Origin of the sequence: Sulfuricurvum sp. (assembly GCF_023229695.1) — a bacterium.
In the GTDB taxonomy this organism is placed as follows: Bacteria; Campylobacterota; Campylobacteria; order Campylobacterales; family Sulfurimonadaceae; genus Sulfuricurvum.
This window is the reverse complement of record NZ_JALNYS010000006.1, coordinates 31,356-58,203: the sequence shown is the minus strand read 5'-3', so window position 1 is coordinate 58,203 and position 26,848 is coordinate 31,356. Positions and strand designations below refer to the sequence as shown.

33 protein-coding genes and 1 tRNA gene are annotated in these 26,848 nt (G+C 45.5%); 25 read left to right on the top strand and 9 right to left on the bottom strand.

What is annotated here, in order from left to right; translation table 11 throughout:
* Positions 1-44 precede the first annotated feature (44 nt).
* From M0P91_RS05320 to M0P91_RS05310, 3 genes are all read left to right on the top strand, one after another.
* Entirely contained in the window at positions 45-989 is a 945-nt protein-coding gene (locus tag M0P91_RS05320; protein ID WP_295065375.1) for an AAA family ATPase, read from the top strand.
* A 93-nt stretch (positions 990-1,082) separates the two neighbouring features.
* Positions 1,083-1,526 carry a regulatory protein GemA gene (locus M0P91_RS05315; protein ID WP_295065373.1) on the top strand — a complete coding sequence of 148 codons (444 nt, stop codon included), beginning with the start codon at positions 1,083-1,085 and terminating at the stop codon, positions 1,524-1,526.
* Entirely contained in the window at positions 1,523-1,828 is a 306-nt protein-coding gene (locus M0P91_RS05310; protein ID WP_295065371.1) for a hypothetical protein, read from the top strand. The genes M0P91_RS05315 and M0P91_RS05310 overlap by 4 nt, the downstream gene beginning before the upstream one ends.
* A gap of 20 nt (positions 1,829-1,848) precedes the next feature.
* Here M0P91_RS05310 and M0P91_RS05305 read toward each other — a convergent pair whose 3' ends face one another.
* The 7 genes from M0P91_RS05305 to M0P91_RS05275 form a co-directional block, all read right to left on the bottom strand.
* A complete protein-coding gene (locus M0P91_RS05305; RefSeq protein ID WP_295065369.1) occupies positions 1,849-2,379 on the bottom strand; it encodes a phage virion morphogenesis protein in 531 nt (176 codons plus the stop codon).
* A gap of 112 nt (positions 2,380-2,491) precedes the next feature.
* Positions 2,492-3,655, bottom strand: a complete 1,164-nt coding sequence (locus M0P91_RS05300) for a phage minor head protein (protein WP_295065366.1) — start codon at positions 3,653-3,655, stop codon at positions 2,492-2,494.
* Entirely contained in the window at positions 3,636-5,084 is a 1,449-nt protein-coding gene (locus M0P91_RS05295) for a DUF935 family protein (protein WP_295065364.1), read from the bottom strand. Before M0P91_RS05295 ends, M0P91_RS05300 begins: the two co-directional genes overlap by 20 nt.
* 120 nt (positions 5,085-5,204) lie before the next feature.
* Positions 5,205-6,617: a terminase family protein gene (locus tag M0P91_RS05290; RefSeq protein ID WP_295065362.1), complete on the bottom strand. Its 1,413-nt coding sequence runs from the start codon at positions 6,615-6,617 to the stop codon at positions 5,205-5,207.
* Positions 6,614-7,033, bottom strand: coding sequence for a hypothetical protein (locus tag M0P91_RS05285; RefSeq protein ID WP_295065360.1), 420 nt, complete (start codon positions 7,031-7,033; stop codon positions 6,614-6,616). Before M0P91_RS05285 ends, M0P91_RS05290 begins: the two co-directional genes overlap by 4 nt.
* Positions 7,026-7,271, bottom strand: a complete 246-nt coding sequence (locus M0P91_RS05280) for a hypothetical protein (protein ID WP_295065358.1) — start codon at positions 7,269-7,271, stop codon at positions 7,026-7,028. Before M0P91_RS05280 ends, M0P91_RS05285 begins: the two co-directional genes overlap by 8 nt.
* Positions 7,268-7,624: a hypothetical protein gene (locus M0P91_RS05275; RefSeq protein WP_295065356.1), complete on the bottom strand. Its 357-nt coding sequence runs from the start codon at positions 7,622-7,624 to the stop codon at positions 7,268-7,270. Before M0P91_RS05275 ends, M0P91_RS05280 begins: the two co-directional genes overlap by 4 nt.
* Before the next feature lie 171 nt (positions 7,625-7,795).
* On the opposite strand from M0P91_RS05275, the gene M0P91_RS05270 reads away from it, so the two are divergent.
* The 21 genes from M0P91_RS05270 to M0P91_RS05170 all read left to right on the top strand — a co-directional run bounded on the left by M0P91_RS05270 (position 7,796) and on the right by M0P91_RS05170 (position 23,679).
* Positions 7,796-8,740 (top strand): hypothetical protein, encoded by a 945-nt coding sequence (locus M0P91_RS05270; RefSeq protein ID WP_295065354.1) that lies wholly within the window; start codon positions 7,796-7,798, stop codon positions 8,738-8,740.
* Complete coding sequence (locus M0P91_RS05265; protein ID WP_295065352.1) at positions 8,733-9,089, top strand: hypothetical protein; 357 nt, start codon at positions 8,733-8,735, stop codon at positions 9,087-9,089. The genes M0P91_RS05270 and M0P91_RS05265 overlap by 8 nt, the downstream gene beginning before the upstream one ends.
* Before the next feature lie 9 nt (positions 9,090-9,098).
* On the top strand, positions 9,099-10,028 hold the full coding sequence (locus M0P91_RS05260) for a major capsid protein (RefSeq protein WP_295065350.1): 930 nt from the start codon (positions 9,099-9,101) through the stop codon (positions 10,026-10,028).
* A gap of 11 nt (positions 10,029-10,039) precedes the next feature.
* On the top strand, positions 10,040-10,339 hold the full coding sequence (locus M0P91_RS05255) for a hypothetical protein (protein WP_295065348.1): 300 nt from the start codon (positions 10,040-10,042) through the stop codon (positions 10,337-10,339).
* Positions 10,339-10,764: a DUF1320 domain-containing protein gene (locus tag M0P91_RS05250; protein WP_295065346.1), complete on the top strand. Its 426-nt coding sequence runs from the start codon at positions 10,339-10,341 to the stop codon at positions 10,762-10,764. Before M0P91_RS05255 ends, M0P91_RS05250 begins: the two co-directional genes overlap by 1 nt.
* The gene (locus M0P91_RS05245; protein ID WP_295065344.1) at positions 10,764-11,120 is read left to right on the top strand and encodes a hypothetical protein; all 357 of its coding nucleotides are present in this window, start codon (positions 10,764-10,766) and stop codon (positions 11,118-11,120) included. Before M0P91_RS05250 ends, M0P91_RS05245 begins: the two co-directional genes overlap by 1 nt.
* An 8-nt stretch (positions 11,121-11,128) precedes the next feature.
* Positions 11,129-11,305, top strand: coding sequence for a hypothetical protein (locus tag M0P91_RS05240; protein WP_295065342.1), 177 nt, complete (start codon positions 11,129-11,131; stop codon positions 11,303-11,305).
* A complete protein-coding gene (locus M0P91_RS05235; RefSeq protein ID WP_295065340.1) occupies positions 11,283-12,203 on the top strand; it encodes a hypothetical protein in 921 nt (306 codons plus the stop codon). The genes M0P91_RS05240 and M0P91_RS05235 overlap by 23 nt, the downstream gene beginning before the upstream one ends.
* Positions 12,204-12,212: 9 nt before the next feature.
* The gene (locus M0P91_RS05230; protein ID WP_295065338.1) at positions 12,213-12,521 is read left to right on the top strand and encodes a hypothetical protein; all 309 of its coding nucleotides are present in this window, start codon (positions 12,213-12,215) and stop codon (positions 12,519-12,521) included.
* Positions 12,522-12,826: 305 nt separating this feature from the next.
* Positions 12,827-16,906, top strand: a complete 4,080-nt coding sequence (locus M0P91_RS05225) for a tape measure protein (RefSeq protein WP_295065336.1) — start codon at positions 12,827-12,829, stop codon at positions 16,904-16,906.
* On the top strand, positions 16,903-18,195 hold the full coding sequence (locus M0P91_RS05220; RefSeq protein ID WP_295065334.1) for a hypothetical protein: 1,293 nt from the start codon (positions 16,903-16,905) through the stop codon (positions 18,193-18,195). Before M0P91_RS05225 ends, M0P91_RS05220 begins: the two co-directional genes overlap by 4 nt.
* Before the next feature lies 1 nt (position 18,196).
* Complete coding sequence (locus M0P91_RS05215) at positions 18,197-18,619, top strand: hypothetical protein (protein ID WP_295065332.1); 423 nt, start codon at positions 18,197-18,199, stop codon at positions 18,617-18,619.
* An 11-nt stretch (positions 18,620-18,630) separates the two neighbouring features.
* Positions 18,631-20,262, top strand: a complete 1,632-nt coding sequence (locus M0P91_RS05210) for a hypothetical protein (RefSeq protein ID WP_295065331.1) — start codon at positions 18,631-18,633, stop codon at positions 20,260-20,262.
* Positions 20,262-20,576 carry a hypothetical protein gene (locus M0P91_RS05205; protein WP_295065329.1) on the top strand — a complete coding sequence of 105 codons (315 nt, stop codon included), beginning with the start codon at positions 20,262-20,264 and terminating at the stop codon, positions 20,574-20,576. The genes M0P91_RS05210 and M0P91_RS05205 overlap by 1 nt, the downstream gene beginning before the upstream one ends.
* 11 nt (positions 20,577-20,587) lie before the next feature.
* The gene (locus tag M0P91_RS05200; protein WP_295065327.1) at positions 20,588-20,839 is read left to right on the top strand and encodes a hypothetical protein; all 252 of its coding nucleotides are present in this window, start codon (positions 20,588-20,590) and stop codon (positions 20,837-20,839) included.
* Positions 20,840-20,872: 33 nt separating this feature from the next.
* The gene (locus tag M0P91_RS05195) at positions 20,873-21,259 is read left to right on the top strand and encodes a hypothetical protein (protein ID WP_295065325.1); all 387 of its coding nucleotides are present in this window, start codon (positions 20,873-20,875) and stop codon (positions 21,257-21,259) included.
* 1 nt (position 21,260) lies between these two features.
* On the top strand, positions 21,261-21,563 hold the full coding sequence (locus M0P91_RS05190) for a hypothetical protein (protein WP_295065324.1): 303 nt from the start codon (positions 21,261-21,263) through the stop codon (positions 21,561-21,563).
* Positions 21,502-22,077, top strand: coding sequence for a hypothetical protein (locus M0P91_RS05185; RefSeq protein WP_295065322.1), 576 nt, complete (start codon positions 21,502-21,504; stop codon positions 22,075-22,077). Before M0P91_RS05190 ends, M0P91_RS05185 begins: the two co-directional genes overlap by 62 nt.
* Before the next feature lie 7 nt (positions 22,078-22,084).
* Positions 22,085-22,408 (top strand): hypothetical protein, encoded by a 324-nt coding sequence (locus M0P91_RS05180; RefSeq protein WP_295065320.1) that lies wholly within the window; start codon positions 22,085-22,087, stop codon positions 22,406-22,408.
* 117 nt (positions 22,409-22,525) lie between these two features.
* On the top strand, positions 22,526-22,780 hold the full coding sequence (locus M0P91_RS05175) for a hypothetical protein (RefSeq protein ID WP_295065318.1): 255 nt from the start codon (positions 22,526-22,528) through the stop codon (positions 22,778-22,780).
* A gap of 98 nt (positions 22,781-22,878) precedes the next feature.
* Positions 22,879-23,679 carry a DNA adenine methylase gene (locus tag M0P91_RS05170; RefSeq protein ID WP_295065316.1) on the top strand — a complete coding sequence of 267 codons (801 nt, stop codon included), beginning with the start codon at positions 22,879-22,881 and terminating at the stop codon, positions 23,677-23,679.
* Here M0P91_RS05170 and M0P91_RS05165 read toward each other — a convergent pair.
* Entirely contained in the window at positions 23,665-24,033 is a 369-nt protein-coding gene (locus tag M0P91_RS05165) for a hypothetical protein (RefSeq protein WP_295065314.1), read from the bottom strand. The genes M0P91_RS05170 and M0P91_RS05165 overlap by 15 nt on opposite strands.
* 409 nt (positions 24,034-24,442) lie before the next feature.
* A tRNA-Leu gene (locus tag M0P91_RS05160) sits at positions 24,443-24,526 on the bottom strand.
* 138 nt (positions 24,527-24,664) lie between these two features.
* Between M0P91_RS05160 and M0P91_RS05155 the strand changes: the two genes are divergently transcribed.
* Complete coding sequence (locus tag M0P91_RS05155) at positions 24,665-26,773, top strand: flagellar biosynthesis protein FlgL (protein WP_295065312.1); 2,109 nt, start codon at positions 24,665-24,667, stop codon at positions 26,771-26,773.
* Positions 26,774-26,848 lie beyond the last annotated feature (75 nt).

Sequence of the window (26,848 nt, the reverse complement as noted above, 5' to 3'; positions counted from 1 at the left end):
TCCATGGTGATGGGGGCGATTGAATCAACTAAAAAAGGGAAGCAATGAGCAGATTCGATTTTTTAACACGGTACGTCATCGATGAGAATGATATCGAAGAGGTCGGTGAACGTGTGTTTTATCTCGACCGTACTATCGCGCAAAGCACGATCAATATCCTCTATGCCCCGGCTGGTACAGGAAAGACATGGATGTCGTTCGCGCTCTCTGGTGCGTTGATGGATTGTGGTCTGGAGGTGATCTATCTCGACAACGATAACGGCATCCACCTCCTCAAAGATCGCGGGTGGGATCGTTTCCTGAACCGGTATGCGGGGAGAATGCACTACGTCAACGCCGATATGCTCGACGATGCAGAATCCGACATGAAGAAGATTATGCACGATCTAAAAGCAAACGCCGAAGGGAGCTTCTACCGCAACGTCGCCGTCGTGTATGACAGTCTCCAGTTCTTTTTAAACGGCGGGATGTACGACGAGAACAAAATACGGAACTTCAACGCCATGTGCAAGCGTATCCGCAAATCGGGTGGAACGGTGATCGTCCTCAACCATTCGACCAAAAACGGCCTCACGATGAAAGGCGGCGGATCGCTGATCGATTCGGCGGACGAGGTGTGGCATCTGCGCGCAGTTCATTCGGACTTGAACGAAAAGCATTTCATTATGACGCCGGAAAAAAAGCGCAACGGAACTGAAGAGGCTGGGTACACGATCGATATTAAAACGATGAAGATGACTCCGCTTGATCCCATCGTGGCATCTATGGGTGACGAAGAGCGTGAGTTTGTGAAGAAGATATTAGAGCTGATTAATAATGAAGAGTTGGCACAGGGGGTATTGCTCAAATCAGTAGGCTCTCATGGGGCAGATAAAACACGTATCGGATGGCTTGAAAAACATGAGGGCCGATGCTGGTCTTCTGCCAAAAAAGGCAAACTGAGACTCTATAAAAAAATTTCTACAGGGGTTACAGATGTACAAACGTAGCCTGAAAGCACCTATTTTACGATATTTGATACTTGTAGCAAAAAAATAACTGTACGTCTGTAACGTCTGTAATTATCTAAAAAAGGAGACCCGATGACCCCTAAACAAAAAGAGTATCACGAGCGGCTCTACAAAAAAGTCCACATGACCCCGATGTACCGGACGATCTACAAAAATGACCGGGACCTGTACGAATCGTTCCTGGTCAACGCCTACGGGGTCAAGAGTTCGAAGCAGCTCTCGATCGGTGAGCTGGAGAACCTGATCGACTACCTGAACGGAAAGACGAAAACCACCATACAGAATCCGAAAGGGAGACCAGTCGCTCCGGGGATGGCGACACCGGCCCAGATATCGAAGATCGAGACGATGTGGGGGCTCTATGCGAGAGACAAAACCGACGATGCCCTTAAAAACTTCGTCAAGCGTCAAACCGGGGATTATCACTTGCATCTCAAGAACCTGACCAGAGAGCAAGCCACCGGAATCATTCTGGCAATCGAAAAAATGTTCGGAAGCGGTGGAGGTGCGGCATGAAGGATCTATCGTGGATGGAGGGGATCGATGTCGTTCCGTTTCTGGACGGCGACATGGCGATCGTCTACAACGCATGCGGGGCGGATACCCTGACGAAACTCTGGGAAGGGGTGCCTTCCATGACAATCTACGTCAGCACCAAACCGATCAACGACGCCAAGCGGGTCTACATCCAGCGAAATTACAACGGGAGGAATGCCAAAGAACTAGCGCGGTTTCTGGAGGTCAGTGACAAGTTTGTCCAGGACGCGCTGGGCAGACCGATGATCAAAGTAGAGCGCCCCTCACTGTTTGATGTTTAACTCTCTGCAAAAATTAAACGCTACTTAACTGCTTCTTCCAGCTTCCCATCCACGTAACTCAAAATAGCTGCTCTCAAACCCGGTTCCAAATTTCCGTTTGCGTCAATAGGCATGAACGGACGAGCCGGGATGCGAACCTTTTTCCCTCTTCCTGCCATCCCGCCGAACTGGTGGATGGCAGCATACTTCAGATTCGTCCCCACTACTACTTCATTATCACTTACATCTGACACAATTGAACTTCTCAATCTTCCCGACTTCTGCAATATCTTCCGATCCGCGATATACCGCTCAAACCCCCGCGATACTTTCCCATTTTTCAGATGCGTTTTTTTAGATGTGCTTTTGCCCATGTTGGTATATCCAAGCCGCAGGGTAGTACGGCTGAGCTGAACCCATTTTGGCTTTCCTTCAGCATCGAAGGTATCGTCTATCTCATTGATGATTTTGTTGCCGATCTCGGCCATGATCGGACGCATGGTTTCGGTCACTGCCGCAAGTCTGGATAGTTTCGTCTGGATCTCTTCGATTCCGGTTACTTCGATGCTCATGATGGCTCCTTGACGCGGGTTTCAATATGGTGTACAATGACGTAAACCGAAGAGAGCGGGAGACGACAATATCGGCAATGTGAGCCCTGCCCTGCAAAACGTCTCTCTAACCTCACATCGACTCCCTTCGGTAGACAAGCTTTTCTGACCTCTTCCCTTCAACCGTTCCGCTTCCATCCACAAAATACAGCGTTACTCCCTGCGTCTTGTCCGGCTGATATTCGAATAGTGCCATCAATGCCCGTTTACCGCCATTGGGGGTTTTGTAAAATCGGAGCATTTTTTTGACGATCTTCTTTCGGACGTCATCGTACTGAAGCCATATTTCATCCGGATCGGATATGAGCGATGCGAATTCATCGACGAACAGAGCACGGCTGACCTTCTTTTTATCGTTCAATTTGTTGTACCCGGTCCATCCTGTAAACAATGCATCATCAATCAGTGTCGGGTCACCGACTTTATCGATATAGACCGTCCCTGCGGATATATCAAGATCATCATAAAATTTTTGTTTGATCTCGTCTTGCGACAATGCCTCATACGATCGGTTCGGTGATATCGTAGGAAGTTCATCGATGCTGGTATCCAAATCAAACTTCGTCAACTTCCCGACTCGGCTTCCGGCTCCGACGTCATACGCCCAGTCCGGGGAGGCGATATTTTCGTGCGCCGCTTCGGACACACTCCATCCTTTGGCCTTCAGATCGTCCATGCTGTACGCTCTTACCTTGCACCGGCAGTTCCAGTCATTCGGAGGATAGTTCGTGCGCCACCACGGATGATCCCGATGAAGGATAATTCCGTTTTTAGCCGCATGGCCCGGACGTGAACGGCTGTCGAGTGTCGCGCTGTAGCGCCAGTATACCGAATCGGGTAATCCCATCATCTGCTTGTAGCGTCCGATGCTGTAGCTCACCCGCATGTTCGTATCGAAGATCGTGCGAAGTCGGCGGCTTCCGACGTAGATGTCCCGCGCTTCTTTCGTCACCGAGTCGATGACGGTGGTCTCCCCCCACCATCCGTATTTTTTCAGCGTCGGGGCAAGTTCTTTTTTCCATGCTTCAAATGGGATGCCGTCGCGCTGCGCTTTTATGATGCTGTCGTGGATATCGCTGAGAAGATCAAGGCGTGTTACCTTGGCAACGGTGAAAGAGGTATGATGTGCTTCATGCATAATCTCTTCATAGTTGAATCCAATTTTTAGACCTTTACCATCAAGATAGTCAATTGCATCTTTCGGCGGGAGATTAAAATCAAAGCTGATCGGACTCAATCTCTGCTCCTCCGAGGATCATACTATTGGCTGTGAGTCGGTCAATCGTGTTTTGCAGCGCAGGGAGTTCGAACGTCGGGTAGGCTCCCAGAATCGCATCGATCGCTTCTTCGTAGGTAGATGCTTCCTCCATGATCTTCATCACTTCTGAGAGTATTTCACGCTCGATGGGAGCGGTATTGACTGCGCGACTCTGGGCGTCCAGCGCGTCGGCTGGTTTGGGTGCCATCGGCGTTTCGGAAAAGTTCTGAACGTTCGGTGTGGCGGCGGGTTTGGGTGTTTCGGAGATATCGATATCCCCTTCTTCAAATCCGTAGGCTTTCATGTAGTAGCTCTTGGTAAATTTAAGTCCCGTTTTAGTGAGGATTTCATCGCGCTCAGCTAAAACCTTGTCTACATCTTCTTCTTCATACAGGGTAAAAGTCGGAGGGGTTCCGCTAAAGTTGAATTCCCATATCCACCCGATAAGGGTATTGATCGTGTCTTCGACGAGATGTTTGTCTTCGGTAACAAGATCACTTCTAACCTCTTGATGGGTTTGACTTGCCGCGTAGCTTCCCGATTTGCCCATTTCGGTTGTGAGGGTTTGACCCAATACCGCTTTGGAAATCTCCGAGTTAAAGAATGTAACCATCTTCTCATAGACATCCGCACTCGATGCTTTGCCTGAGGCTTCTTTGATTTCAACACTGGAATCATCAGGGATAACAGCGATCGCATCTTGGACCATTACTTCAAGTTGGTCAGCTAGTGCATCCGTCTCTTTTTGAGCCGAACCGCGAGGAATCTTCCCAATCAGGAACGGCATCCCGTATTTTTCGGCAAATGTTACCCAAAACTTGATGCCGCCTTTTTTAAAGACTACCGGCCAGAAACATCGCGATAGGATTTTTTCTCCATACGGGTTTTCATACGAAGCTTGGTTCCGTGCTACCAAAAACTTATACGGTGGTACCGCTTCGCCTTGAAGAGCTTTTTTGGATTTGAGTAGCAGCTCTCCGGAGGGATCGAATGCAAACCACTCTTTTGGTTTAGAGACGACTTTGAGCGGGAGGATCAGTCCGTCACGATGTTCCCATACAACTTCCATAACTGCATACCCGTAAAACGGAGCGTCAAGGATTGATCCCATAAGGTCGAACGGTTTGATCTTGGTTTTGAAGAGATCCTCGATTATTTTGCTTTGGCGTGTCTTGGCACTCCCGCGATCAATAGCCCACTCTTGAGAGCGTACACCGGATCGGCGTGATCCCATAACGGAGAATAGATGGCTATCACTTGTCAGCTCTTTGTAGACGCTGATGTCCTTGCCTTGTTTTCTGAGGACAATATCGGGGTCGGGTAGTATTTTTAGAAATGAAGTGAATCCGCTCACGTTTTTATGGATTGCCAGCTCATTTAAAAGATCATTAGTATTTTTGCCTGCCATGTTATCTCCTATTCGTTGTCTAATGTGTTTAACACCCGTTTAACTCACACGGAAACATTTTTTCCGTATCAATACTCGTTTTAAAATAAAAAACGTTTCTAGGGGCATTTATGACGTTCATTAGTCATACCCTCTCATCATGTTGCTCGATTGTCTCCGTGCTCTTGATGTGACGTGGATCTCTCCGGAGCCGTTTCCGGCAGCATGAATCGATAGTGCTTTGGCTATTCCACGGTCACCGTGTCCGTCGGTATTGTTTTTCTCAACATCGAATCGGACGTTTCCGGCAGTGGTGGTTATTTTTCTAAAGGAGTGAAAGTCACCTCGTACGTCTTTGTCGGCGGGAATAGTAACTGTGCTATCTTCCATGCGCTCTAGGAGCGTATGCATAAGTTCTGATTTCACACTCGGAGTAAAAGTGATTGCTTCGACTCGTGAGCTTCCGAATTGATCCTGAGCATTTTCAGCTAACTGCATTCCTAGACCTGTTGCATCTAAACAAGCCCGTCTCATATTGGGGAGACCTAAATGCCGATAGAGGATTTCTTCTTGTTTTTTAAAGGGTGTTTTTTCCATTGTAATGACGCGTAAGGTCTCTAAGACATTCCCGACTTTACGATCAAGCCAAAGGACTGATAAGTCTTTTCTGCGACCAACGTCATATCCGAGATAGAGTTCACCTTCTAAGGTATCGATTGAATAGCCCGGCTTTGTGAGAGTGGTGATCGTCCATTTTTTACCCTTATGAATGCCGGTATCGGTATCGGTGACAAATACCTCCTGCTCACACGAATGGATCAGATCATAGGAGAGAAAGGCAGTTGTTTCATCGACGGGGTTACACATGTACTCTTGTTGCCATGTGTCCTCATCTCCGACGTTTGCGTGTTCTTCATCCAGCCATGCTTGACGCTCTTCTTTGGTAAGCACTCTCCCCATGATCTTATCGGCGAGACCCTCTTCAACTGCAAGCTCGATACTGGTCGTATGCAGTGACCATTTTAGAATTTTCTTTTTAACGTCTTCGACAAATTTGAAGTATTTGTTGCCCTTGCCGTTATACGTCGATAGGATACGCAGAGGGAACCCCCACGTGATCGCCGGACGTGCCGCTTTCCACATCGCATCCTGATCCTTATGGAATGCATACTCATCCAATACGACTTTGCCACCTTTGGATCGGAACTGTGTCGGATTGGATGAAAGTGCATTGATTCGGGTACCGTTGGCAAACTGGATAGAAAAAGCTTTGATGTCTTTATCACTATCGATGACAATCTCACCGAGATCTTTAAAAGCAATATTGAGAACCTTTGCCCACTGTGCGGCATAGAGGATATATTCACGTGCTGCCGTTTCATCGGCGGAGGAAAACCAAACGGCAGGGATCGTTTTGGCGGCGCAGTCGCGTACATCCTCATAGGATTGAATATAGGTCGCACCGATACGGCGTGATTTCTCCCAAATCTTGATACGGCTTTTATCATCAAGCCAGCGCAATTGATAGGGGAGAAAATATTTGTTGATATTCATCGGATGCCGAGCTCTTCTTCGATAAGGCGCATCGTCTCTTCTGTAATTGAGCCGGAGCCTTTTTTCTCTTCTTCTTTTTCTTTGCGGGCGATGATCTCTTCGTAATCTTTGGTTTTGATCAGCATGGGAAGCATTTTTGTGAGAGCGAAAAATCTCCCAGGAGAAACCTCTTTATCCGCGTCCATATCTGCTTTGATACTCTGCATCAATTTGCGGGAAAAATCATAGAGCTCTTCGTGAAACGCCTGTTTGCCCGAAAGGTGGTTGCGGCGTTTGTTCTCCCAGTCGCCTTCTTCTTTCCAGTTGGCAACGGTTTTTTCGTGGATACGTAATCGTGAGGCGATATCGCCCATCGTACACTGGTCAATAACGTAAAGCCGTTCGGCGTCGGCAAAAAGGAGCTGCTTCTTAGCCAATGTCGTCCTCCAACCGTTCCAATTCGGAGCGAAGGGTTTTAATCGTGGTGATGGATTCATCGAGGAGATGGGAAGCGGTGCGAATTTGACCTGATTTAATACGGCTCATATCGTTTTCATAAGGGTCGGCAAAGGTGCGGATTTGGATGATAAGCCCAGATGCTTCGAGCTCTTTTTCAGCAATTTTGCTTTTAAGTTCGGCAATACGACCCTTGGCTCTTAGAATTTCATTTCTCATGGTTTTAGCTCTCCTCGGATAACAGGGCACTGGTGATGAGTGTCGATTTTATGTTCTACGCGAGCGATGATGGCCGCATGATGTTGGTTGGTTTCTAGAAGATCTTTTAGGAGTTCATAACTACGCTCTTCACGCTTGCTTTGCTCATCCATAATGCGATTAAACGCATCGAGCTGCATTTGAAAATTGCGTTGGTCTTTTTCTGATTGTTCCTCGATGGTTTTTTTGATTGTCTCCGCCATAGTTTGACTGGTCGTTGTCAAGCTCTTGTTCACCAAGAACCACGCAATAAAGAATAACCCCCCGATCCCGACAACGCTTACAAGCAGTTTTATTAATTCGACGTCTCCCATGCACATCCTTTTTTTTTTAAATATCGCAATTGTCGCTTTATGAAGCGGAGGCGTCTACTTGAATGGTTTTTAGAACTTTTTTTAGAACTGATTGTGGAGCGGTTATTCTATTTTTGGAGAGGCTGTGCGTCTTACAATGCGACTTATAAAATCGAATTAGAAGGAGAAATGATGGAACACTGGATTGAGTTGTTTCGTGCCGGCACTCATACGGATTCTTCAGGAAAAACGCAAACATGGACGGAACAGGATCTCGACACGATTGTCGCCAAGTATGATCCATCGAACCATGAAGCACCTGCAGTCATCGGACACCCGAAAGATAATGCTCCTGCCTATGCATGGGTTGAAGGACTCAAGCGTGAGGGAGGACTTCTTCTAGGTAAATTCAAACAAGTGCTCCCTGAGTTTGCAGAAGGGGTAAAAAGCGGTTTGTGGAAAAAACGCTCCATTGCCCTCTATCCGGATATGACCCTTCGTCATGTCGGGTTCTTGGGTGCACAGCCTCCGGCAATCAAAGGATTGAAGGATATCGCTTTTGCCTCCGATGAAGAGTGCATCACGATCGAATTTGGCGAAAGTACTGAGGGGGGTGAGGATAAAGATGAAAAGATCAAAGCACTACAAGCGCAGCTCGAAGCGTCAAAGCAAAATGAAGCGGCACTTGAGACAAAGTTCGCGGAAGCGTCAACGGCTGCTTTTAACGAAGAAGAGGCTCGTAAAAAACTCGAAGCGCAGCTTACTGATATCCGCAATGAAACCCGAGGTAAAGAGCGAGAAGCCTTCATCGACTCTCTTATCTCCCAAGGACGGATTGTTCCAGCGCAGCGGCAGATGGCTATCGACATGGTATCGATTGCTGACACGGTGGGCATCTACACCTTTGCCGAAGGGGACGCACCTGCAACCAAAATGGTTGAGCACTTCCTCTCCTCTCTGCCGAAAGTAATTACATTTGGAGAAATGTCCGATGCGGCCGGCGATGATGATCTGAGTGACCCCAAAGCGATCGCTGCAAAAGCGGTCGAGTTCAAAGAGTCCGAAGCCGCCGCCGGTCGGACGATTTCAATTTCACAGGCGGTATCCCACATTACAAAAGGAGCCAACCATGGCTAATCCTGATCTTATTAAAAATTATGTGGCCGGGGGAGATATTCCGGCATATCGAATCGTAAAATTTGGAGCCGATGATAATACGGTTGTCCTGGCAACGGCAGCTACCGATTACATTATCGGTGTCTCGGATTTGGGTGGAGTCACAGGGGACCGTCTTGATATCGTAATGGATGATATTGCAGAGGTAGAGTTCGGTGGAACGATTGTGCGCGGTGGTCCGGTAACCACTGACGCCGCTGGAAAAGCTATTGCGGCGACCGTTGCGGGAAGCCGTACGATCGGTTTTGCGATGGTATCCGGAGTTGTCGGGGATATCGGTACCGTAAATATCATCCAGTCGAAAATTTAAGGAGAGAACATGGCAACAAAATACCCATTTACCATTACACCTGAGTTGACCGCGATTTCGATTGCTTACAGAAATAAAGCAATGATCGCCGATACAGTATTGCCGCGCGTGCCGGTCGGAAGTAGATCTTTCAAATACATGACGTATCCGATTGGAGAAAGCTTTACGGTCCCAGATACAAAAGTGGGACGTAAATCCAAACCGAATCAGGTTGAATTTTCAGCGACTGAACAAACGGCGTCCGTCGATGATTACGGCCTTGACGACCCGATTCCAAATGATGATATTGCAGCTGCACCGGCGAATTATGATCCGAAGGGGAATGCGATAATGGGGATTACCAACCTCATTGAGCTTGATCGTGAAGTCCGGACCGCAGGTTTGGTTTTTAATGCAAACAACTATGCTGCGGCTAATAAAATCGTCCTCTCCGGTAGTAGCCAGTTTTCCGACCCGACATCCGATCCGATTAAGACCATTATGGATGCATTGGACGCAATGGTGATGCGTCCTAACATTATGACAATCGGACGAGCCGCATTTAGCGCGCTGATCCGCCATCCCAAAATTGTAAAAGCAGTTTTAGGAAATGCAGGGGATAGCGGTATCGCCCGCCGTGAAGATATTGCCGCACTTTTTGAGCTTGAAGCAATTGCCGTCGGAGAAAGTTTTGTAAATACCGCTCGCAAAGGGCAGACGGTTGCTATGCAACGGGTATGGGGCAAACACATTTCTCTCCTTTATCGAGATCAATTGGCCAATACCCAAAGTGGTACTACGTTTGGGTTTACGGCCCAATTCGGAGATCGTTTAGGGATGGAAAGAGAAGATGGAGATATCGGTCTACGTGGCGGAATCGTAGTTCGTGCCGGAGAATCGGTAAAAGAACTGATCACTGCACCTGATCTTGGATACTTTATCCAAAACGTCATTGCGTAAGAAGGGAAAAAATGAAAACAATGGTTTTAGTGATTGCTACAGTGGCAATTATACACAATGGCGTGTTGCAGACTCCGGGGGGAGATCCGTTCGAGTGTGATTCGCAGAATGCGGATTTTCTGATCAACAATGGTTATGCAGAAAAGGTAGAAGTCACAGCTGACTCGGATAAAGACCCGCTTGCTGACATGAAGATCGATGATCTTAAAGCACTGGCAGAACAGCGCAGTGTCACTATCCCCGAAGGGGTCACCAAAAAAGCCGATATTGTCGCTTTCCTGAACTCTCCCGCTGGAGGGGGTGAAGCGTAATGGCATACTGCACCCTGTCGGATATAACGTCCACCATCACGGCCGATGATGTACAGCGGCTCACCGACGATGAAGGGATAGGTGCGATCATTACCTCCCGCGTCGATGAAGCGATCACAAAGGCTACTGGGATGGTCTTGGCATTCACCGGGGGTACAGTACTCGATCCGGTTCCGGAGATCATCCGCCAGATCAGCGTCGAACTCTCAATCTACCATCTGTATAAACGTCGGTTTGCGGAGAACATGCCCGAATCGATCGACAAAGGATACAGTCGCTCGATCGATCTGCTCAAGCAAATCCAGAGCGGGAAGATGTCGGTGGGTGCCCCGGAAGCCGAACAGGCGGTAGTATCCGGGCAATACGCGACGAATAAGACATCGGATGATCGACAGTTTGGAAAATCGACATTGGCGGGATACTGATGAGTGTCGAAACAGCCAAAGAGAAGATTCTGACAGCATTGAGCGGACTCGATATCGACTCGATCGACGATTCCAAATTGATCCGTCCGGAAGGAAATCTCCTCTCATTTGAGGGGATGGCAAAAGAAGGATTCGCAATCCGGGAATACATTTTTGGTCTCTATGTTTCGAAGAAGATTCTCGACGCTAAAACAAACCGGATCTACCCGCTTCTCGATTCGATCGACACTAAGATCGAAGACGAAGCCCGCAAGGGTCCGTATGGAGATGAGATTCGACTCAAATCCATCTACCCGGTAGGGTTTGATAATGGCATCATCGAGTACCGCTGCGAAATCCGGGTTATCGAAAAATAGGAGCACACATGAATGAAGTCAAATTGATGATCGATGAAGCAACCGTGCTCATCATCGGGGGCAAAGAATACAGCGGAGAGGTTATCGTCAACCCAGACACCGCAAAACAACTACTCGATACTAAACGTGCTTCAGTATTAATTTTTACACAGGAGGTAGCAGATGGCTCTGCAAGAAACGCTTAAAAATACGGTAATTATTAAATCGGGTGCGGTTCCGGCCACGACGGATGTAGTGGCTATCACCGATCCGATTTTGCTAAGCCCGAAGGTAAAGACGGGTAAATCAGACGCGATCGGAGCCGGATCACTGGCGAGCTCTACAGGGTACGTAGACAATTCCGATGTCACGGCTGAATTTTCGGTTAGCATGGAGTTGCGAAGCCCGGTTACCCTCGGCACGGCATGCGAAGCGTCAAACCTCTTTAAAATTTCCGGTTTGGCAGAAACCCTGACCGCAACTACGAAGGCTGAATATAAGCTTGGAGGGATTACTTCCAGCGGTACAGGACAGGCAAAAGTCTATAACGACGGTTTTTCACGTCTCGTTACGGGAATGTCAGCAAGCATGAAAATCAGCGGAAAAATCGGGGAGCCTGTTAAAGTTTCGTTTGATACCAAAGGTGTTACGACAGCTGCTGCAGGGGCTGAGACTAATCCTGTCGTAACGCTCAATGCCGGTTCGAAAATCATTATGAGCAAAGCAAATACGGTTGTGACCGTATCGGGAACTACATTATCCATTATGGATTTTGAGCTTGACCTGGGGGCAAAAGTAGAACGCTCATATACTTCGAATACCAATGAGTTTTACATCGAAAATTATGAACCAAAACTCTCGATTACGTTTGTAAAAACGAAGACTACCGATGAAAACGCATGGACGCAGCTCGCAGCAGGTGGGCAAAGCGTTATCAGCATTACCGTGGGAAGCACAGGTAACCAGCTCGTAATCGATGCGGCTAAAGCATTCAGCGATTCTGTAGACGAATCCGATGATCGCGGGCGTGTCACTATGAAGCGGGCTTTTACCCTTGAAAATGGCGGAACCGCCAACAACAATTTCTTAATTACACTGAAATAAGGATCAAATATGGCATCAAAAGTACTTAGCGCGAAGCGTCAAAATGTCCCAGTCGTTTATGACTTTTTAGACGGTACAAGTACCTCTATTACCGTGCAATCGATTTCAACCAACGAGGCGAAGGATATTAATGCTTATGCACAGCAAGATGGTAAAACAGGCTCAGATCTGTTTGAAAAAATAGTGCGTATGCATTTGATCCTAAATGAAGCTGAAGTGGTCAACCGGATCATTAAAGAGCTCTATGAAGAGGGCAATGTTATGGACTTTGTTAAAGCTCTTGAAGCGATTATCAGTGAGGCAAAGCAGGGAAAGTAAAAAGACTCATCCGGTTTGCCGGAGAGTATGGAAGAGATGAGAGCTTTATCCATCTCAAATCCATGCTTGAAGAGATGGACGAAGAATCGGTAATGGTCCCATGCGATGAAGAAGAATATTTATTGATCGACTGCTGGACGCTCGCTTTGCAAAGTGGGTTCGCTAATGCGCAAACTGATAGCGGGATCGTTATGTTGTTTTGCGAGCAGTATGAGCTGGATAAGCTGGAAGTATTACGAGTCTGTAAGCATATGACGAATGCGTTTAATTCGACAAAACAAAAATAGATTTCAAGGGAGTGTGAGATGGCAAACGATTTAAATATCCGTATAAAAATCAATTCCGATACTAAAGCCCTTGAAGTCACTCAAGATGGGTTTGAAAAAATCAGTCAAAAAAGTGCTGATGCCTCAGATTCTGTAGGTGTTTTTGCAGGTTCACTTGGTAAAGTAGCGGCATTAGCTGCAACCGGTCTTGGGTTTGCAGGTCTTACTGCTTCAGCATCATCATTCATCGAAACATCTGGTAAGTTTGAGCAATATGCCGTATCGCTCAAAGTTCTCAGCGGATCAGCACAAAAAGCGGAACAGTCACTGGCATGGGTAAAAGATTTTACTGCAAAGACTCCATATACCCTCGATCAAACTATGGAGGCATTTATTCGCCTTAAAGCATATGGTATCGATGCGACGGATGGATCTCTTAAAACTCTTGGTGATACAGCTGCCGCATTAGGCAAGCCGCTGATGGCATCGGTCGAAGCGATGGCGGATGCCATGACCGGAGAAAATGAACGTCTTAAAGAATTTGGTATCACGGCAAAGATGTCGGGTAATACGATTGCATATAATTGGATAGATTCAAGCGGTCAAGCCAAAACGCAAATCATTGAAAATAATAAGCAGATTATCAAATCTACTCTCGAAGCGATCTTTAACGAAAAATACGCGGGTATGATGGATGAGCAAGCTAAGACATGGGTAGGAGCTGTATCGAATCTCGAAGATTCATGGACATCTCTCAAAGATACTATCGCTCGTGACAGCGGCATGTTTGATAGTGCTAAAAAGATAGTTAATTCCCTAAATTTAGTGATATCAAATCAGAATGGAGAGCTTGAGGAATTAATACATTATACGAAAGAAGCAGCTATTGCAGCTGGTACTTTCTATAGCATAACTTTATTAGGTACAGGTATTGCCGCCCTTAAAGAAATCAATATCGCGACAAAAATAGCAACTATTTCACAATTGACTTTTAACACTGCCGTTAAACTCAACCCGTGGATAGCTACAGCAGCACTTATTGGAACTGCATCTGCAGCACTGTATGAGTATAAAGGTTTGCTTAATAGCATAGAAGCAAATCACGCGAAACTGGCAGGTCAAACTGCTTTTACTGGTGATTTAAAATTTTTGCAAGGCAAAGATACTAACCAACAGTTGCACGATACCGTAAAGCGTAGCAAAGAGCTGAGAGCAGAACAGGAAGTGTTGATTCAAACGTATAAACTGCGTAATGGATACGCCTATCAATCTTCGAAAAATGACAAAGAACAGGCGGATAGAAAAGCAAGAATACTAGCTATTACAGAAGAACAGAACGCGCTAGTTGCGTATGCGGAAAAGCTAAAGCAGATCAAAGCGGCTTCTGCATTGAAAGGAGCTAATAATGATAAAACTGCGGTACAAATAGCACTTCCAGAAAAAGGAGGAATCCCAAAGTCTGATAAACCTAAAAAAGGCAAAACCCCTGCCCAGACCGAAGCCGAAGAACTCAATGTAGTAATTAAACGCCTTGACCTCCAGCAATCCGCGACTCTCGATTATTATAAAACGATTGGGGATGCTTCTTCTGTCTATGCCATCGAGGAAGCCGATAAGCTTCAAAAATTAGCAAGCGCCGGTATTTTGACAAATGAACAGATATTAGCTGTTTGGGATGCTGACAATAAAAAATTTACAGATAAAAAAACAGCGGATGAACAAGAGTATTTAAATAAGCTATCTGAATCCGGAAATATTTTTGCAAAAGAAAATGAAGAAAAAAATCAAAAAAAACTTGATTCCGAAAAATACTTATATTCATCTATGCTACAGCTATCCGGAGATTGGTACACCTCTGAATCGATTAAATTGGGTGAGCAGTACAACGAGTTTGAAAAAGCTGGAATAGACAAGTTACAGTTGCAAGAATGGTTAAATGCTTCGATGTTTTCGCTCGATAAAAAACACTACGACGAACAATCCGAACTCGCAAAAAAACAGTTCGAGGAACAAAACAAATTTTGGCTCGATCTTTTCGGAGATGTCGAAAAAGCAATGGATAACCAAATTTTCGACGCGATGGTCGGAAAATGGAACAGCTTCGGCGACTGGCTAAGTGATTTTTGGAGCTCTCTTACAACATCGATAGCCAGGGCGGCATCATCACAGCTCTCTAGCGCATTGATCGGGGGCGTTAAGGATTTATTGCTCGGTACTCCAAATACTGCAAATATGAGCCTGTTCCGAAGTGTCGGGTCTGCATTTACAGCCGATGCCATACTTGCAGATAATGGGTATGTGAGCGCAACAGCTCTATCTTCTATACAGAGCCTATCCGGATCTACTGTAGATGCTGCCGGATTTACTACTACAGCCGGAGGGAGTGTCTTAGATGCAGCCGGGCAGGTAACGAAAAGCGGAAGCGATATCGGGACACTACTCAACGCAGCGTCCGGACTTCAATCAGCTTATGCCGCAATGACAACCGGTCTTGGGACGATGGCAGCAAGCGGGAGTGCTTCACTCGCCACCGGTGCGTATAACCTGGGATGGACGGCAGCGGGAGATTTTTTCACCGGCGGGGCCACAGGATTGCTCGGCACTGGATCGGGTTTCGCAACCGGCAGCGCAGGAAGTTATGGAGCTACGCTGATCCCGATGGTGGGCGGTGCGCTGATGGGTGGGCTTGCCGGGTACGCTACCGGGGCAATCGGAGATAGAATTTTCGGAGCGGATACTAGAGCGGCAAATTATGGGGCAATCGGTGGTGCAATCGGTACCGTAATACTCCCAGGAGTAGGAACCGCAATCGGTGCAGCCCTTGGCTCTATAATTGGGGGAGCATTTGGATCAACAAAAGTACAAAAGTCTGGGTATGCATTTACCCAGACCACCAGCGCTGATGCAGGCTTAGAGGATGTTAAAACGTTCCAAGAAATGCGTAAAAAGTCCTGGTTTAAATCAAGCGAGTGGACCGATTATTATGCACTTAGCGGTACGCAAAAAAAAGCTGTTGAAGGGGTATTTGACACCTACGACTATCTATTAACACAGCTCGGAAGCAGCGAGAAAATTTTTATCGATGCCGGCAATTATGTCGGGGACAGCTATAAAGATGTTCTATCAAAAAACTTTATTTCCCTCTACACCGGCATTGAACAAACAATCAGTGGCGTATTTGGAGTTGAGATTAAAAACGCAAAGTTCGATGATATCTATTCATACTGGAGTGACTACGCAACATCGATCGATAAAACGGTAACTGAAGCGTTAACAACATCCATCGGCAGTTACATTACAGCAACTCGACAATTCTCAGAGTGGCAGCTCGGAAGCGGGACGGTAGAGCAGCTTAAATTCAAATCCGATTATCTCAATGCCGACCTATCTGCGCTCGAAGCACAAATGGGAGTATCGGACATCTCCGTAGAGAATTTTTTAAGCGAGTATGAAAAAGCGATAAAAGATTCGTTTGATCCGCAGACGATTGCACAATGGCAGAACCTTGGAACGGCACTGATGAGCGCAACTGATGCGTATGACGCATATATTAATGCCGTTGATGCAACTACAGAGTCTCTAAATAATGCTGCAAGTGCCGCTGCCGCTTCGGCGCTGTCTCTACAAAAAACAGCACAGGACATGTTGCTAACGGGCGAGAGTAACTTTAATACATCTCAAAAAGCCGCATATGCAAAAAATCTTTTGACTGAAAATGCCGCAGCTTTTGCAGTAACAGGCAGCGACGCGGCAAAAGCAAATATGGAGCAATACGCAAAAGAGTATTTAACAAATTTAAAATCTTCAACGACCGATGCCGATGAGTACCGAAAATCAGTCGCTCAGGTAATGCAGCTACTCGGAGGGGCAACACCGTACGCAACTGGTGGAATTGTAAATTCTCCGACATGGTCCATCGTTGGAGAACGTGGACCGGAAGCAGTTATCCCTCTGTCATCAGGAGCGGTTCCAGTCAACATACAAATGCAGGGCTCAAATGATAATGCAGATACAAAAATGGCAATAATTAAAGGGCTTACTTTAATTAAAAAGCTTGTGGATACGCTTGACCGTGTAACGCAGGGTGGGAATGAGATAAGAGTGAGGGCATATCCATGAACATCGTTGAACCATTGCCATTGACACTTACATATACAACAGCTCCGGTTGATGATGCAAATATTTTTGATCCTGCTGTTATATATAACCCCGGTTCTCGTTCTGTTTACGTAGATAGCGTCTATGAAAAAATAGCAAATACTGCAATGTACCCGACTTTTTATCCGGATATCTATTATCCAAAAGGATCGACAGTGTCGGTAGCTGCAACGAATTACATTGCGTCGGTAGACATCGTGTTTTTATCTCCACAGACCGATACGCAGCATTGGCAGGTTATTAGTGATAAAGGAGAGTGGGGAAATATAACGGACTATGCAGTAGACGATATTGTATGGACCTATGACTCCGGGACGAACACAACATTTTATATATGTCTCATGGCGCACTCAAAAACACAATTTGATCTTAATAATACATCAGTATGGAAACAGGTACAGATGAGCTATGGCGATACGGTTTTTTATCGAACCGGGGATGTTGTTTATAAAGCACCGCTACTTATTGGATCTGGATGGTACAAATGTATCCAAAATATTTCAAATCAGGACCCAGCAACAGACACGCGATGGGTAGCGCAGACTACTGCTACTCCGAATTTATCGAAAGATTGGGTATTGGTCGGAAAATCAAACCCAAACCGCTGCATCGATAATCGACTCTATACCGTAACACATGGCGTAGATGTCAAAATGGTATTCACTACTATCGGATTCACTTCTACAATCGCCCTTATCGGTCTGTCTGCCGGATCGGTGCGAATAATTGTTAAAGCTGCGGGTGCAACTATCTTCGATGAAACCAAAAATACAATCATTCACCCATCGTTAAATTGGTTTGAATGGCTCTTCGATCCGCTCAATTATCTAAATTCTCTCGTTGTTGATTTACCGATTTGTAAAGATCCTGAGATCACATTTTTCTTCAATGGTTCAATCGAGATCGGGCATATCGTAGCCGGTAAAATGCGTATCATTGGTGATACGCTCTGGAAAGTCTCGGGGGAAATGAACGATTACAGTATAAAAGCACAGGACCAGTTTGGACAAACGGATCTGATCGAAGGCAACTATTCGATGCCAAAAACTTTCGCAGTCCAAATCGATTCGAAAAAGATGGATTTGATTGAAAATTACATCACATCCCGCCGGGCAAAACTTAGTTTGTTTGTCGGATCAAAAGTAGACGCATTCGCAACAACCGTGTTCGGTTATCCACGCTCTTTTAGCACTGTTTTAGAGGGGCCAGTTAAGTCCGTAGTAAATTTAGAAATAGAGGAGGTTGTTTAGCATGACACCATTTCCGCCCCCACCCAATCAATACACAATGACGCCGGACGAGTTTGCAGATGCGGCAAATGCTATGGCACAGGCTTTGCCAAATTTCATTAATGAAGCGAATCTTCTAATCGGTGTAGTAAGTACAAAAGAAGCGACGGTTATTGCAAAAGCATCCGAAGTATCTGCGAATGCAATAACCGTCGCCACCAAAGCATCCGAAGTATCTGCGAATACAACAACTGCAATAAATAAAGCAGCTGCCGCCGCATCGGAAGCGGCAAACGCTCTGAACGCCGCCGCTGCATGTGCCGCTTTGACCAATATTGCTTTTGGAGGTTTTAGCGTTGTAGATGGGGAGCTTATTGTCGCGTATAACAGTGCGCTAGTTTCTATTCCGTCAATAGTCGATGGCGAATTCATAATTACATTTTAAGGAGTAAAAAAATGGCTGGAGAAACAGTAAATTTAGGATCAATAGGCTTTGTTTGGAAAGGGGATTATAACCTCCTTACGCCATACAAATTGCAGCATGTCGTAAAGTATTCCGGGAATACGTATATCGCAAAAGTTGCCAATACTGGACAAACTCCGCCTACCAACGGGGTAGATACAGTGTACTGGGCGTATATTACAAATATTAGCGGCGAAACAATGTTGACTGCTAATTATGCAAAAGCGGCCGGTAATGTAAGCAGCCCGCTTTTGGATTTAATCCTTAACAGTGCCGGAACTGCTCGAGCCTCTTATGCACGAGATTTTAAGTATACGGGCGACTCGTCGACAACGTATATCGATCGGTATGGTGTTCTGCAAAAAGCTCCGTATTACACAGGCACCGCGACATCAGGGGCGGTTAACAGTCTTACAAACTCTGGTGCAGTATGGGTTTCCGATGAGTTAAAAGACTATATACTTCATATCACTGCCGGTACCGGAGCGGGGCAATACCGGTGGGTAATCGGTAATAATGCAACTACTTTAACAGTAAGCAAGCCCTTTACCGTTGCGTTGGACGCAACGTCGGTTTATAAAATCAAGAAGCCAAGATTTCAGAAAGATGGGTTCTTGTGCGAACCGGAGGCTACAAACTATTTTTTAGACAGTAATACCGTTATGGGAGTAAATGAGGGGGTAACAGTAACACCGGATACGGCCATTGACCCAACAGGTGTAACAAGCTTAATGGACGCAATTCTGGAAGATAATACAACTGGGATACATCGTAACTATGTTCCTTACAGTATTGCTACTGCTGGATCTATGGTGACGTATAGTAGGTTTGTTAAAGCAGCGGGACGAACAAAGGGACAGCTCGTACTATTTACAGATGGGGCTACAATCGGTATTGCAACCTTCGATTTAAACGAAGGCACTGTTGTTGCAAGCGGAGTAGGAGCTAAAGCTGCAATAACTGCATTAGCAAATGGAATCTTTAGAGTACAGATTACAGGCATAACTTTAACACAAACATTGGTATCTTGCCATGTTTCACTTCTGAGCGATACCGGGCTTAATGTGTACGCTGGTACACCCGGACTTGGTATGTATGTTTATGGCGGACAGCTAGAGCAAACTCCGTTTGCAACGAGCCTGATTTATGCGACTACAGTGCCGGTAACACGGACAGCAACATATGCAGAAGTTGCTTTTGCGGAAAATTTTGCAACTATTAATGCAGAAGAAGTAAGTATAGCAGTAGACTATAATCGGATTGGAGAAGGCAGTACGATACTGTTACAGCCGATTTGTTCCGTAAACGGTGCCATTAACATTTTATTGCGTGCAAGCGCTTTATACAACCCTAACTTACTCGAATTTTTCTATGGTTCATCTGCTGCAACTGGATCTGGACAGAGTCTGCATACACTGCACAGAGTGCTAGGAATATTTACTAAAACAACTAAAAAACTTTTTTTGGATGGGGTATTTAAAACAGAAGTAGCGGCTCAAACCGTTACCGGAACCCCTACCGGAATTTTAATAGGAGCATGGAGCTCTACGTATTTAGGCGGACATGTAAAAAGAGTACGGATTTGGGATAGAGCTCTAAATACACAAGAAGCGGGGATTGCATAATGGATATTTTAAGTTTTGTAGCGGATACCGCTGCACTTATTGCGGAAGTTAAAGAAAAGTTTCCGGAGTATGTAACGGAAGATGGAAAATTTATGTTAGATAAAACTCCATCTATTCGATCAGCGGCCGGTACACTCTCGTATCTTAGAGTTACACAAGAGGAGCTTACAAAGCTCAACACGCTTAATTCAGTGCAGCTGTTAGGGGATTACGACACCGTGTTTGCGGACCCTGCTACAGATGCAATTTACCGATCCGTATTCGATTATACTCAACCCGGGGTTATCGATAAGCGCATCGGCGTATTTGCGTAGAGGGGTAGACAATGGCAACTGTAACAAAAACGATAACAAATGCGTGGACATTGCTTACTGCAGTGCCTGCTTTTATTCAAAATCGCACAGAGTATCCGATCTATTATGTTGTTGGGACGACACTTCCTACGCTAACGGATCTCAAACTAGCGCATAGATTAGAGCCCGGAGACAATATAAATAATGCGATGCCAGACAATGTGTATGCAAAAATTGATAATAGTAGTGCTACATCGATATCTATTCCGGTAACGGAATTTTAAGGAGATACAATAAAAAAAGTTATCATTACCCTCATGATCATATCATGTTCAATGCTTGCTAATTTCAATGCGTACAGCAATTTGCAGCTTGGAAAATACGGAGATAAGACGGCACAAGAAGTACGGTTCGGAGTTGAATATACCCTGCCACACTCGGAAGTGTATATCGAGCATAATACTGTACTTTCAAGCAACGTCCCGGTAGGGGCCAACATTATTGGGGCAAACGCTATGTCTCCGAAATGGAATGAGTTTTGTGCATATGCGGGAGGGTTCTGGATCCCGCGTAAATACAACTCGGAGTATTACGAAAGCCAAAATAAGAACTATGGCGTCAGATATGGGATCATGTATAAAAATATCTACATCGAGCGGTATAACAATATGGAAACAGTAGCCGGGCTGAAGGTGAGGTTCTGAGATGGAAAAAATAGCTGAACTTAAACGAATCAAATGGGAATTATTAATCATTTCAGTTGGCATAGCAATGATGATTTACATGGGTGCGATCGGGCAGATGCAGAAGATCGTCGTTACGGCGGTGACGGTCGCGATGGCAATGATCCTGGCGTTCAAAGCGTCCAAAAAATTCGGCGCTCCTAAAATCAACTGGGGGGTAGTCAGTGAAGATACGAAAGCCTATTTTAGGCTGGGGATTATTGTTGCTTTTGTTTTTGCATACGCAATTATCAGCAACAGTTTCGCCGTCCGGCTCGGTCTATAAGCGCTGCATTCAGTACATACCGAGCGTAGCGTCATGGCATCAGAACTACTTCGGGCTGGACTTTCCGTATCAATACCCGGTTGGTCAGCTCCAGCAGGAGAGCAATTGCCGGTTCGTCATATCCAAAGACGGATACGGCAGCGTAGGACCGGCACAGATTACGCCATCAGTCTGGCAAAAAACGCTTCCGAACGTCGATTTCTGGACAGTGGACGGAACGATGAGAGCGCAGGCGTATATTAACAAGGATGCGTGGAATCAGGCCGTAATCAAGCGGCTTTGGGTCATGTTCCAGATCTACAACGGCGGTGGACTGGTCAACAAAGAGATCAAACGTGCCGGAGGGATCAACGACTGGGAGGCCGCGAAGGCTCAGTGCCGGCGCGGTGTCACTCGCTATAAAAGCGGAGAACGATCGAACTGCGACATCAATTATGAGTACTCAGTGCTCGTTTATAAATATGGAGGGCAATATGGAGGCGTTAAGGCAACTAGTAAATACCATTATTGGTAAGGTGCTAATGGGAGTTACTGTCTTTTTAATCGGGGTGATCATCGCTCTTAGTTTTCATATATTGAGCGTATCCGGAGAGCGCAACGTTCTCGAACAAACGATTAAGACTAAAGAGGCTGAAACCGAGCGTCAAAAAGATAATGTGGCTTTCTATAAAGCATGGATAGAGCGGGATAAATTGGATGCTGCAGAGAAAGAAGCAGAGTTCAATCGAACTATGGCCATTAAGCCAGTATTTAAAACAAAGATCCAGTATGTGCCAACCGGCAATAAATGCATCGACTACGATGCGCTGATCGATGAAGCAAGAGGAATAAATTATGCTAAATAATATGTTCGAAGGACTCGGCACGTTTCTCATCTTTTTAGGAATCGTATGTGCTGTGGGTGGATGGGCTGTCATAGAGGGCGCCATCTATGTATTTCATCATCTTACATGGGTTTGATTATGAAAAAAATTCATATTACAATCGTATTGGACAGTCTGTTTTTGTTCTCCGGTTGTTTCGGTCATCATCCGGTTCATGAGCCTGATCCGCTTCCGGTGATCACCAAAAAGTGCGATACCAAAAAGCCAAAATGTCAGGAGCTTGTTCCAGAGACAGGAGATAATGTTGAATGGCTCAAAGCACGTCTGGAGAACTATCCGAAGTTGCAGAGCTGTCTTTACGATTTCGAAGCAGCATTGGAGAAATGCATTTAAAAGAACCGCCTCTACCCCCTCAAGATAGCTGCGGTACCGGCATTATGTCCGGTATCTTAGATTGGCCGTTAAAATATGACACGGCGCAAAGGAATCTTATGCAGCGTCTCAAAGCCCCATTCGCGTGGATCGGCGGTAAATCCAAACTGGCCGACGACATCGTGGCCATGTTCCCGGAACATCATTTATATGTCGAAGTATTTGGCGGTGCTCTCAACGTTCTATACCGCAAGCCCTGTACCATCAAACAAGCCGAAGTTGTCAACGATATTAACGGTGAGCTGATCAACCTCCATCGCGCTATCCGCACTAATCCCCAATCCCTATCGATGTATCTCAATACTCTGCTGATCAGCCGGGAACTATTCGCCGATATTCTCTCCGGACGCATGAAGCCCCGGAACAATATCGAGCGAGCTGCTTTCTATTTTTACCTACTCTCTCAGAGCTTTGGAGCCAAAGGTACAACGTTCGCCATGAACGCCAAGAGTGGCCGTCGACCGAAAGATATCTACAAAGACTTCGGACAGTGGTCTAAGCGGCTAAAGTTTGTCACGATAGAGCACATGAGCTTCGATAAGCTGATCAGTACTTACGATGCAGATGATGCTTTCTTCTACTGTGATCCGCCATACGTGTCCACCGAGAAGTACTATCAGCATACGGGTGGATTTGGAGAGGTAGAGCATCGAAAGCTCTCAGAGCTGCTTCATGGTATCAAGGGTAAGTTTCTATTGAGCTATAACGATTGTGAACTCGTCAGAGAGCTATATGCAGATATGAAGATCACGTCCACCAAAGAGTCAACTACACCCTTCGAGGAGCTGGAAGTAAAAAGACGGTTCGGGAGGTGTTTATTACGAACTATTAGGAGGCTATGCTTCCTATATAGTATTTAGCGAATCATGACGTATGCCATGAATACCAAGACGTGCCATCATAGCCTCATCGGTATGGGCATCTTCAGCAGGGAAGCGGTTGGATAGTTCGGTTAGGATTTTTCCGGCTTTTCCTGAGTACCAAATTTGATTTGGCCATTTTGTTAACTCTCCGATTATTTGTCCTACTAAGCTGATATTTGATTCATCTACACCGAGAAGTGTGAGTATTTCAAATAGATGTCTGCCGAACTCATCTTTGTTATCTCTATCGATGACTTCATGTACATGTAGACGAAACTCTTTAAAATTTTGTCCATTTCTATATTGAATCATGACGCAGTCGCACTCAGGTTTAAAGGCTAAGAGGGTCATTTTATATCCTATTTTTGTGTTAAAGTTCTCATATTATACACCATTTATACCCCTCTATGAGTAGGAAGTAAGAAGATGGTACTTTGAGGTGTTTATATCAAACTATTGAGGGTATAAAGTTAAACAAATTCGCGTATTTTTTGGAAAAAGTGTTTAACTTTATCACGTAATTCACGTATTTTTTGGGAAATTTTCGCGTATTTTTTGGGTTTTTACATCAGTATATAAAATAATTAGTGGTAAGCATTTTAAAATTCTTTTAGTATCTAGACTACACAAGTAACTGTATTACTCTCAATTTTCGAACAAACAAATAGATATGGTGTAACATAGGTGTAACAAGAAGAATTTCTCTTTAGTAGAAGAAGCTTTAAGTTCGTATTTTAGGGGATTTCTTGAATAAAAGGGGTGGTACCAGTGGGCGGACTCGAACCGCCACGACTTGCGCCACCGGATTTTGAATCCGGCGTGTCTACCATTTCACCACACTGGCTTGAAGTGGTGGAATTATAATGGTATTTTCCTTAAAATTATGTAAAAGTGAAATAATTCATCTATCGAAGCAGATCGCCGATATTAGAAATGGAACTTTAATTGCTTTAGTTTAATAACTTACACAAAAGGATTTGACGTGAGAGTAACATCCGGTTCATACTACAATAATATTTATGGTGAGAACAATAAACTCAATCAGCAGCTTTTTGATGTCAATAAACAGATTTCATCGGGTCAAAAAATCCAATACGCGCATGAAGATCCAAGTGTCTTTATTGATACGCTCCGATTAGACAATGAGATCACGACACTTACTCAGGTTAAAAGCAGTGTTCAAAGCGCTTATAAATTTACGTCCCAAAGCGATAGCACGATCGGGGATATGGTTACGACACTCGATTCACTGAAGGTCAAACTGCTGAATGCCGCCAACGGCTCGCAATCGGATACCAGCAGATATGCGATTGCAAAAGAGATGCGCGGTTTAAAAAACCATTTAATGGAGCTCTCCAATACTTCCATCGGCGGTGAATTCCTGTTTTCGGGAAGTGCAACGACGCAAAAACCGATCGATGCCCAGGGTATTTATCAAGGTAACGACCAAAATATGGAGGCATTTTTAGGTTCCGGAGTTAAACAAAAATACAATATTTCCGGTGCGCAGCTTTTTTTGGGTGAAAATAGCAAAATCAACCGTACCATTACAACCAATGTGCAGCAGTTGAGTTTAACCGAACAATTCCCCGATATTATGCAAGATCCGAATTTGACACGCGATTCGGGGACTCCTACCTACATCTCCGGGTCAAGTACGATACGTGATCTGATGGGAGATACCGACGTCAACGCAACGAACGATTCGCGGCAGGCCCATTTTTACGTTCAGGGGACAAAATCGGACGGCACATCTTTTAAAAAACAGATTGACCTGAATACAACGGCAACCCTCAATGATCTGCTGCAAAACATTTCAAACGCGTACGGTCCCGATCAAGTCAAGGTAACGCTCAACGGAAACGGCCAAATCGAAATCAGTGATAAGCAAAGCGGATCCAGCAAACTGGATTTTCACATGGTCGGTGCGGTTGATTTTGATACGACCGGCGGAGATGCGGCCAATGTCTCTGATCCGATGTACGGAGCTACGGCGGGGAGTATCGATAATCTCCAATCCGCGAATGCCACCACGAATTTTCAAGATGGCGTAGGGGCGACGGCAACCTCGAAACTTTTGTACATTAAAGAGTTTACCAAAAGCGGATTGACCCCGTCCGCCGTTACCAATACGATTGAAGGGATCAATTATGACCGCACCAACTTTGCGCAACAAGGTTCCAAGCTTCTTTCGAATGTTTCGCAGATTGATAAGGGTACCAATGGGTATGCAACCCCTTCTACGAAACTTCTTGATGTATCCGGTGCAGCCTCTTTAAACGGAAAACAATTTATTATGGAGGGCAATAGTATCACGGGATCTCCGATCAAAGTACAAATCGACCTCTCATCCGCCGGTTCGACCTTTTCGCTCGATGGGGGTGTTACTAATTTTTCGATTTACAATACCGGTACGCCCCGTACCGCTGTGAATGCCGATAAGATGACCTATCAGCAATTGATGGACGTGGTCAATATGGCTCAGACCAACAGTATACCGACGGGGGGAACCGCTACCGATTACGATACGGCGATTAGTGCATCGAAAGTGTTGGCTAATACATCGCTGGATCATGCGGGAAAAGTGCTCTTTGAAGATAAAAGTGCTGCGGTGACCAAAGCGTCGCTCTCTCTTTATGATGCGTCATCGGCGGATTACACGGCTACGGGTGGAAGTGCACTAACCTTTAATGCCAATAATGCCCTGAGTATCCGTGATCCGAAAACCGATTTTTTTGCCAAAATTGAAGAGGTAATCCGTTCTGTGGAAGAGGGGAAAACGTACGCTGACGGATCCGATAGCAAAGATCCGCGTAATGTCGGGATCAATAATGCCATACAAATGGTTGATGATTTGAGCGATCACACCGTTCGGATGCAAACGGAGGCGGGGTCGTATTCCAAAGTGATGCAGGCTACTACACAGCGATCCGAATTACTGATCGTCAATACCAAAATGCTTCGTTCGGATGTCATCGATACCGATATTGCCGAGGCAACGTTGCGGATGCAGCAGTTGAGTCTTAATTATCAGGCACTATTATCCAATATTTCCAAAGTTTCGAAACTTTCCCTCGTAAATTACCTGTAAACTCCTGACATAAAAGGGGGCTTTCTCCCCTTTTTTGCTATAATCCTTACTATTTTTAACCCTATTTTCAAGGAT

What these genes read in the sequence shown, in the direction of transcription:
- M0P91_RS05180 (WP_295065320.1), top strand. Translation starts at nt 22,085, where the DNA reads ATGGGAGTTACTGTCTTTTTAATCGGGGTGATCATCGCTCTTAGTTTT.
- M0P91_RS05230 (WP_295065338.1), top strand. Translation starts at nt 12,213, where the DNA reads ATGGCATCAAAAGTACTTAGCGCGAAGCGTCAAAATGTCCCAGTCGTT.
- M0P91_RS05200 (WP_295065327.1), top strand. Translation starts at nt 20,588, where the DNA reads ATGGCAACTGTAACAAAAACGATAACAAATGCGTGGACATTGCTTACT.
- M0P91_RS05235 (WP_295065340.1), top strand. Translation starts at nt 11,283, where the DNA reads ATGGCTCTGCAAGAAACGCTTAAAAATACGGTAATTATTAAATCGGGT.
- M0P91_RS05165 (WP_295065314.1), bottom strand. Translation starts at nt 24,033, where the DNA reads ATGACCCTCTTAGCCTTTAAACCTGAGTGCGACTGCGTCATGATTCAA.
- M0P91_RS05220 (WP_295065334.1), top strand. Translation starts at nt 16,903, where the DNA reads ATGAACATCGTTGAACCATTGCCATTGACACTTACATATACAACAGCT.
- M0P91_RS05195 (WP_295065325.1), top strand. Translation starts at nt 20,873, where the DNA reads ATGATCATATCATGTTCAATGCTTGCTAATTTCAATGCGTACAGCAAT.
- M0P91_RS05255 (WP_295065348.1), top strand. Translation starts at nt 10,040, where the DNA reads ATGAAAACAATGGTTTTAGTGATTGCTACAGTGGCAATTATACACAAT.
- M0P91_RS05225 (WP_295065336.1), top strand. Translation starts at nt 12,827, where the DNA reads ATGGCAAACGATTTAAATATCCGTATAAAAATCAATTCCGATACTAAA.
- M0P91_RS05320 (WP_295065375.1), top strand. Translation starts at nt 45, where the DNA reads ATGAGCAGATTCGATTTTTTAACACGGTACGTCATCGATGAGAATGAT.
- M0P91_RS05175 (WP_295065318.1), top strand. Translation starts at nt 22,526, where the DNA reads ATGAAAAAAATTCATATTACAATCGTATTGGACAGTCTGTTTTTGTTC.
- M0P91_RS05315 (WP_295065373.1), top strand. Translation starts at nt 1,083, where the DNA reads ATGACCCCTAAACAAAAAGAGTATCACGAGCGGCTCTACAAAAAAGTC.
- M0P91_RS05290 (WP_295065362.1), bottom strand. Translation starts at nt 6,617, where the DNA reads ATGAATATCAACAAATATTTTCTCCCCTATCAATTGCGCTGGCTTGAT.
- M0P91_RS05250 (WP_295065346.1), top strand. Translation starts at nt 10,339, where the DNA reads ATGGCATACTGCACCCTGTCGGATATAACGTCCACCATCACGGCCGAT.
- M0P91_RS05310 (WP_295065371.1), top strand. Translation starts at nt 1,523, where the DNA reads ATGAAGGATCTATCGTGGATGGAGGGGATCGATGTCGTTCCGTTTCTG.
- M0P91_RS05270 (WP_295065354.1), top strand. Translation starts at nt 7,796, where the DNA reads ATGGAACACTGGATTGAGTTGTTTCGTGCCGGCACTCATACGGATTCT.
- M0P91_RS05240 (WP_295065342.1), top strand. Translation starts at nt 11,129, where the DNA reads ATGAATGAAGTCAAATTGATGATCGATGAAGCAACCGTGCTCATCATC.
- M0P91_RS05210 (WP_295065331.1), top strand. Translation starts at nt 18,631, where the DNA reads ATGGCTGGAGAAACAGTAAATTTAGGATCAATAGGCTTTGTTTGGAAA.
- M0P91_RS05205 (WP_295065329.1), top strand. Translation starts at nt 20,262, where the DNA reads ATGGATATTTTAAGTTTTGTAGCGGATACCGCTGCACTTATTGCGGAA.
- M0P91_RS05295 (WP_295065364.1), bottom strand. Translation starts at nt 5,084, where the DNA reads ATGGCAGGCAAAAATACTAATGATCTTTTAAATGAGCTGGCAATCCAT.
- M0P91_RS05215 (WP_295065332.1), top strand. Translation starts at nt 18,197, where the DNA reads ATGACACCATTTCCGCCCCCACCCAATCAATACACAATGACGCCGGAC.
- M0P91_RS05260 (WP_295065350.1), top strand. Translation starts at nt 9,099, where the DNA reads ATGGCAACAAAATACCCATTTACCATTACACCTGAGTTGACCGCGATT.
- M0P91_RS05265 (WP_295065352.1), top strand. Translation starts at nt 8,733, where the DNA reads ATGGCTAATCCTGATCTTATTAAAAATTATGTGGCCGGGGGAGATATT.
- M0P91_RS05305 (WP_295065369.1), bottom strand. Translation starts at nt 2,379, where the DNA reads ATGAGCATCGAAGTAACCGGAATCGAAGAGATCCAGACGAAACTATCC.
- M0P91_RS05190 (WP_295065324.1), top strand. Translation starts at nt 21,261, where the DNA reads ATGGAAAAAATAGCTGAACTTAAACGAATCAAATGGGAATTATTAATC.
- M0P91_RS05275 (WP_295065356.1), bottom strand. Translation starts at nt 7,624, where the DNA reads ATGGGAGACGTCGAATTAATAAAACTGCTTGTAAGCGTTGTCGGGATC.
- M0P91_RS05170 (WP_295065316.1), top strand. Translation starts at nt 22,879, where the DNA reads ATGCAGCGTCTCAAAGCCCCATTCGCGTGGATCGGCGGTAAATCCAAA.
- M0P91_RS05280 (WP_295065358.1), bottom strand. Translation starts at nt 7,271, where the DNA reads ATGAGAAATGAAATTCTAAGAGCCAAGGGTCGTATTGCCGAACTTAAA.
- M0P91_RS05245 (WP_295065344.1), top strand. Translation starts at nt 10,764, where the DNA reads ATGAGTGTCGAAACAGCCAAAGAGAAGATTCTGACAGCATTGAGCGGA.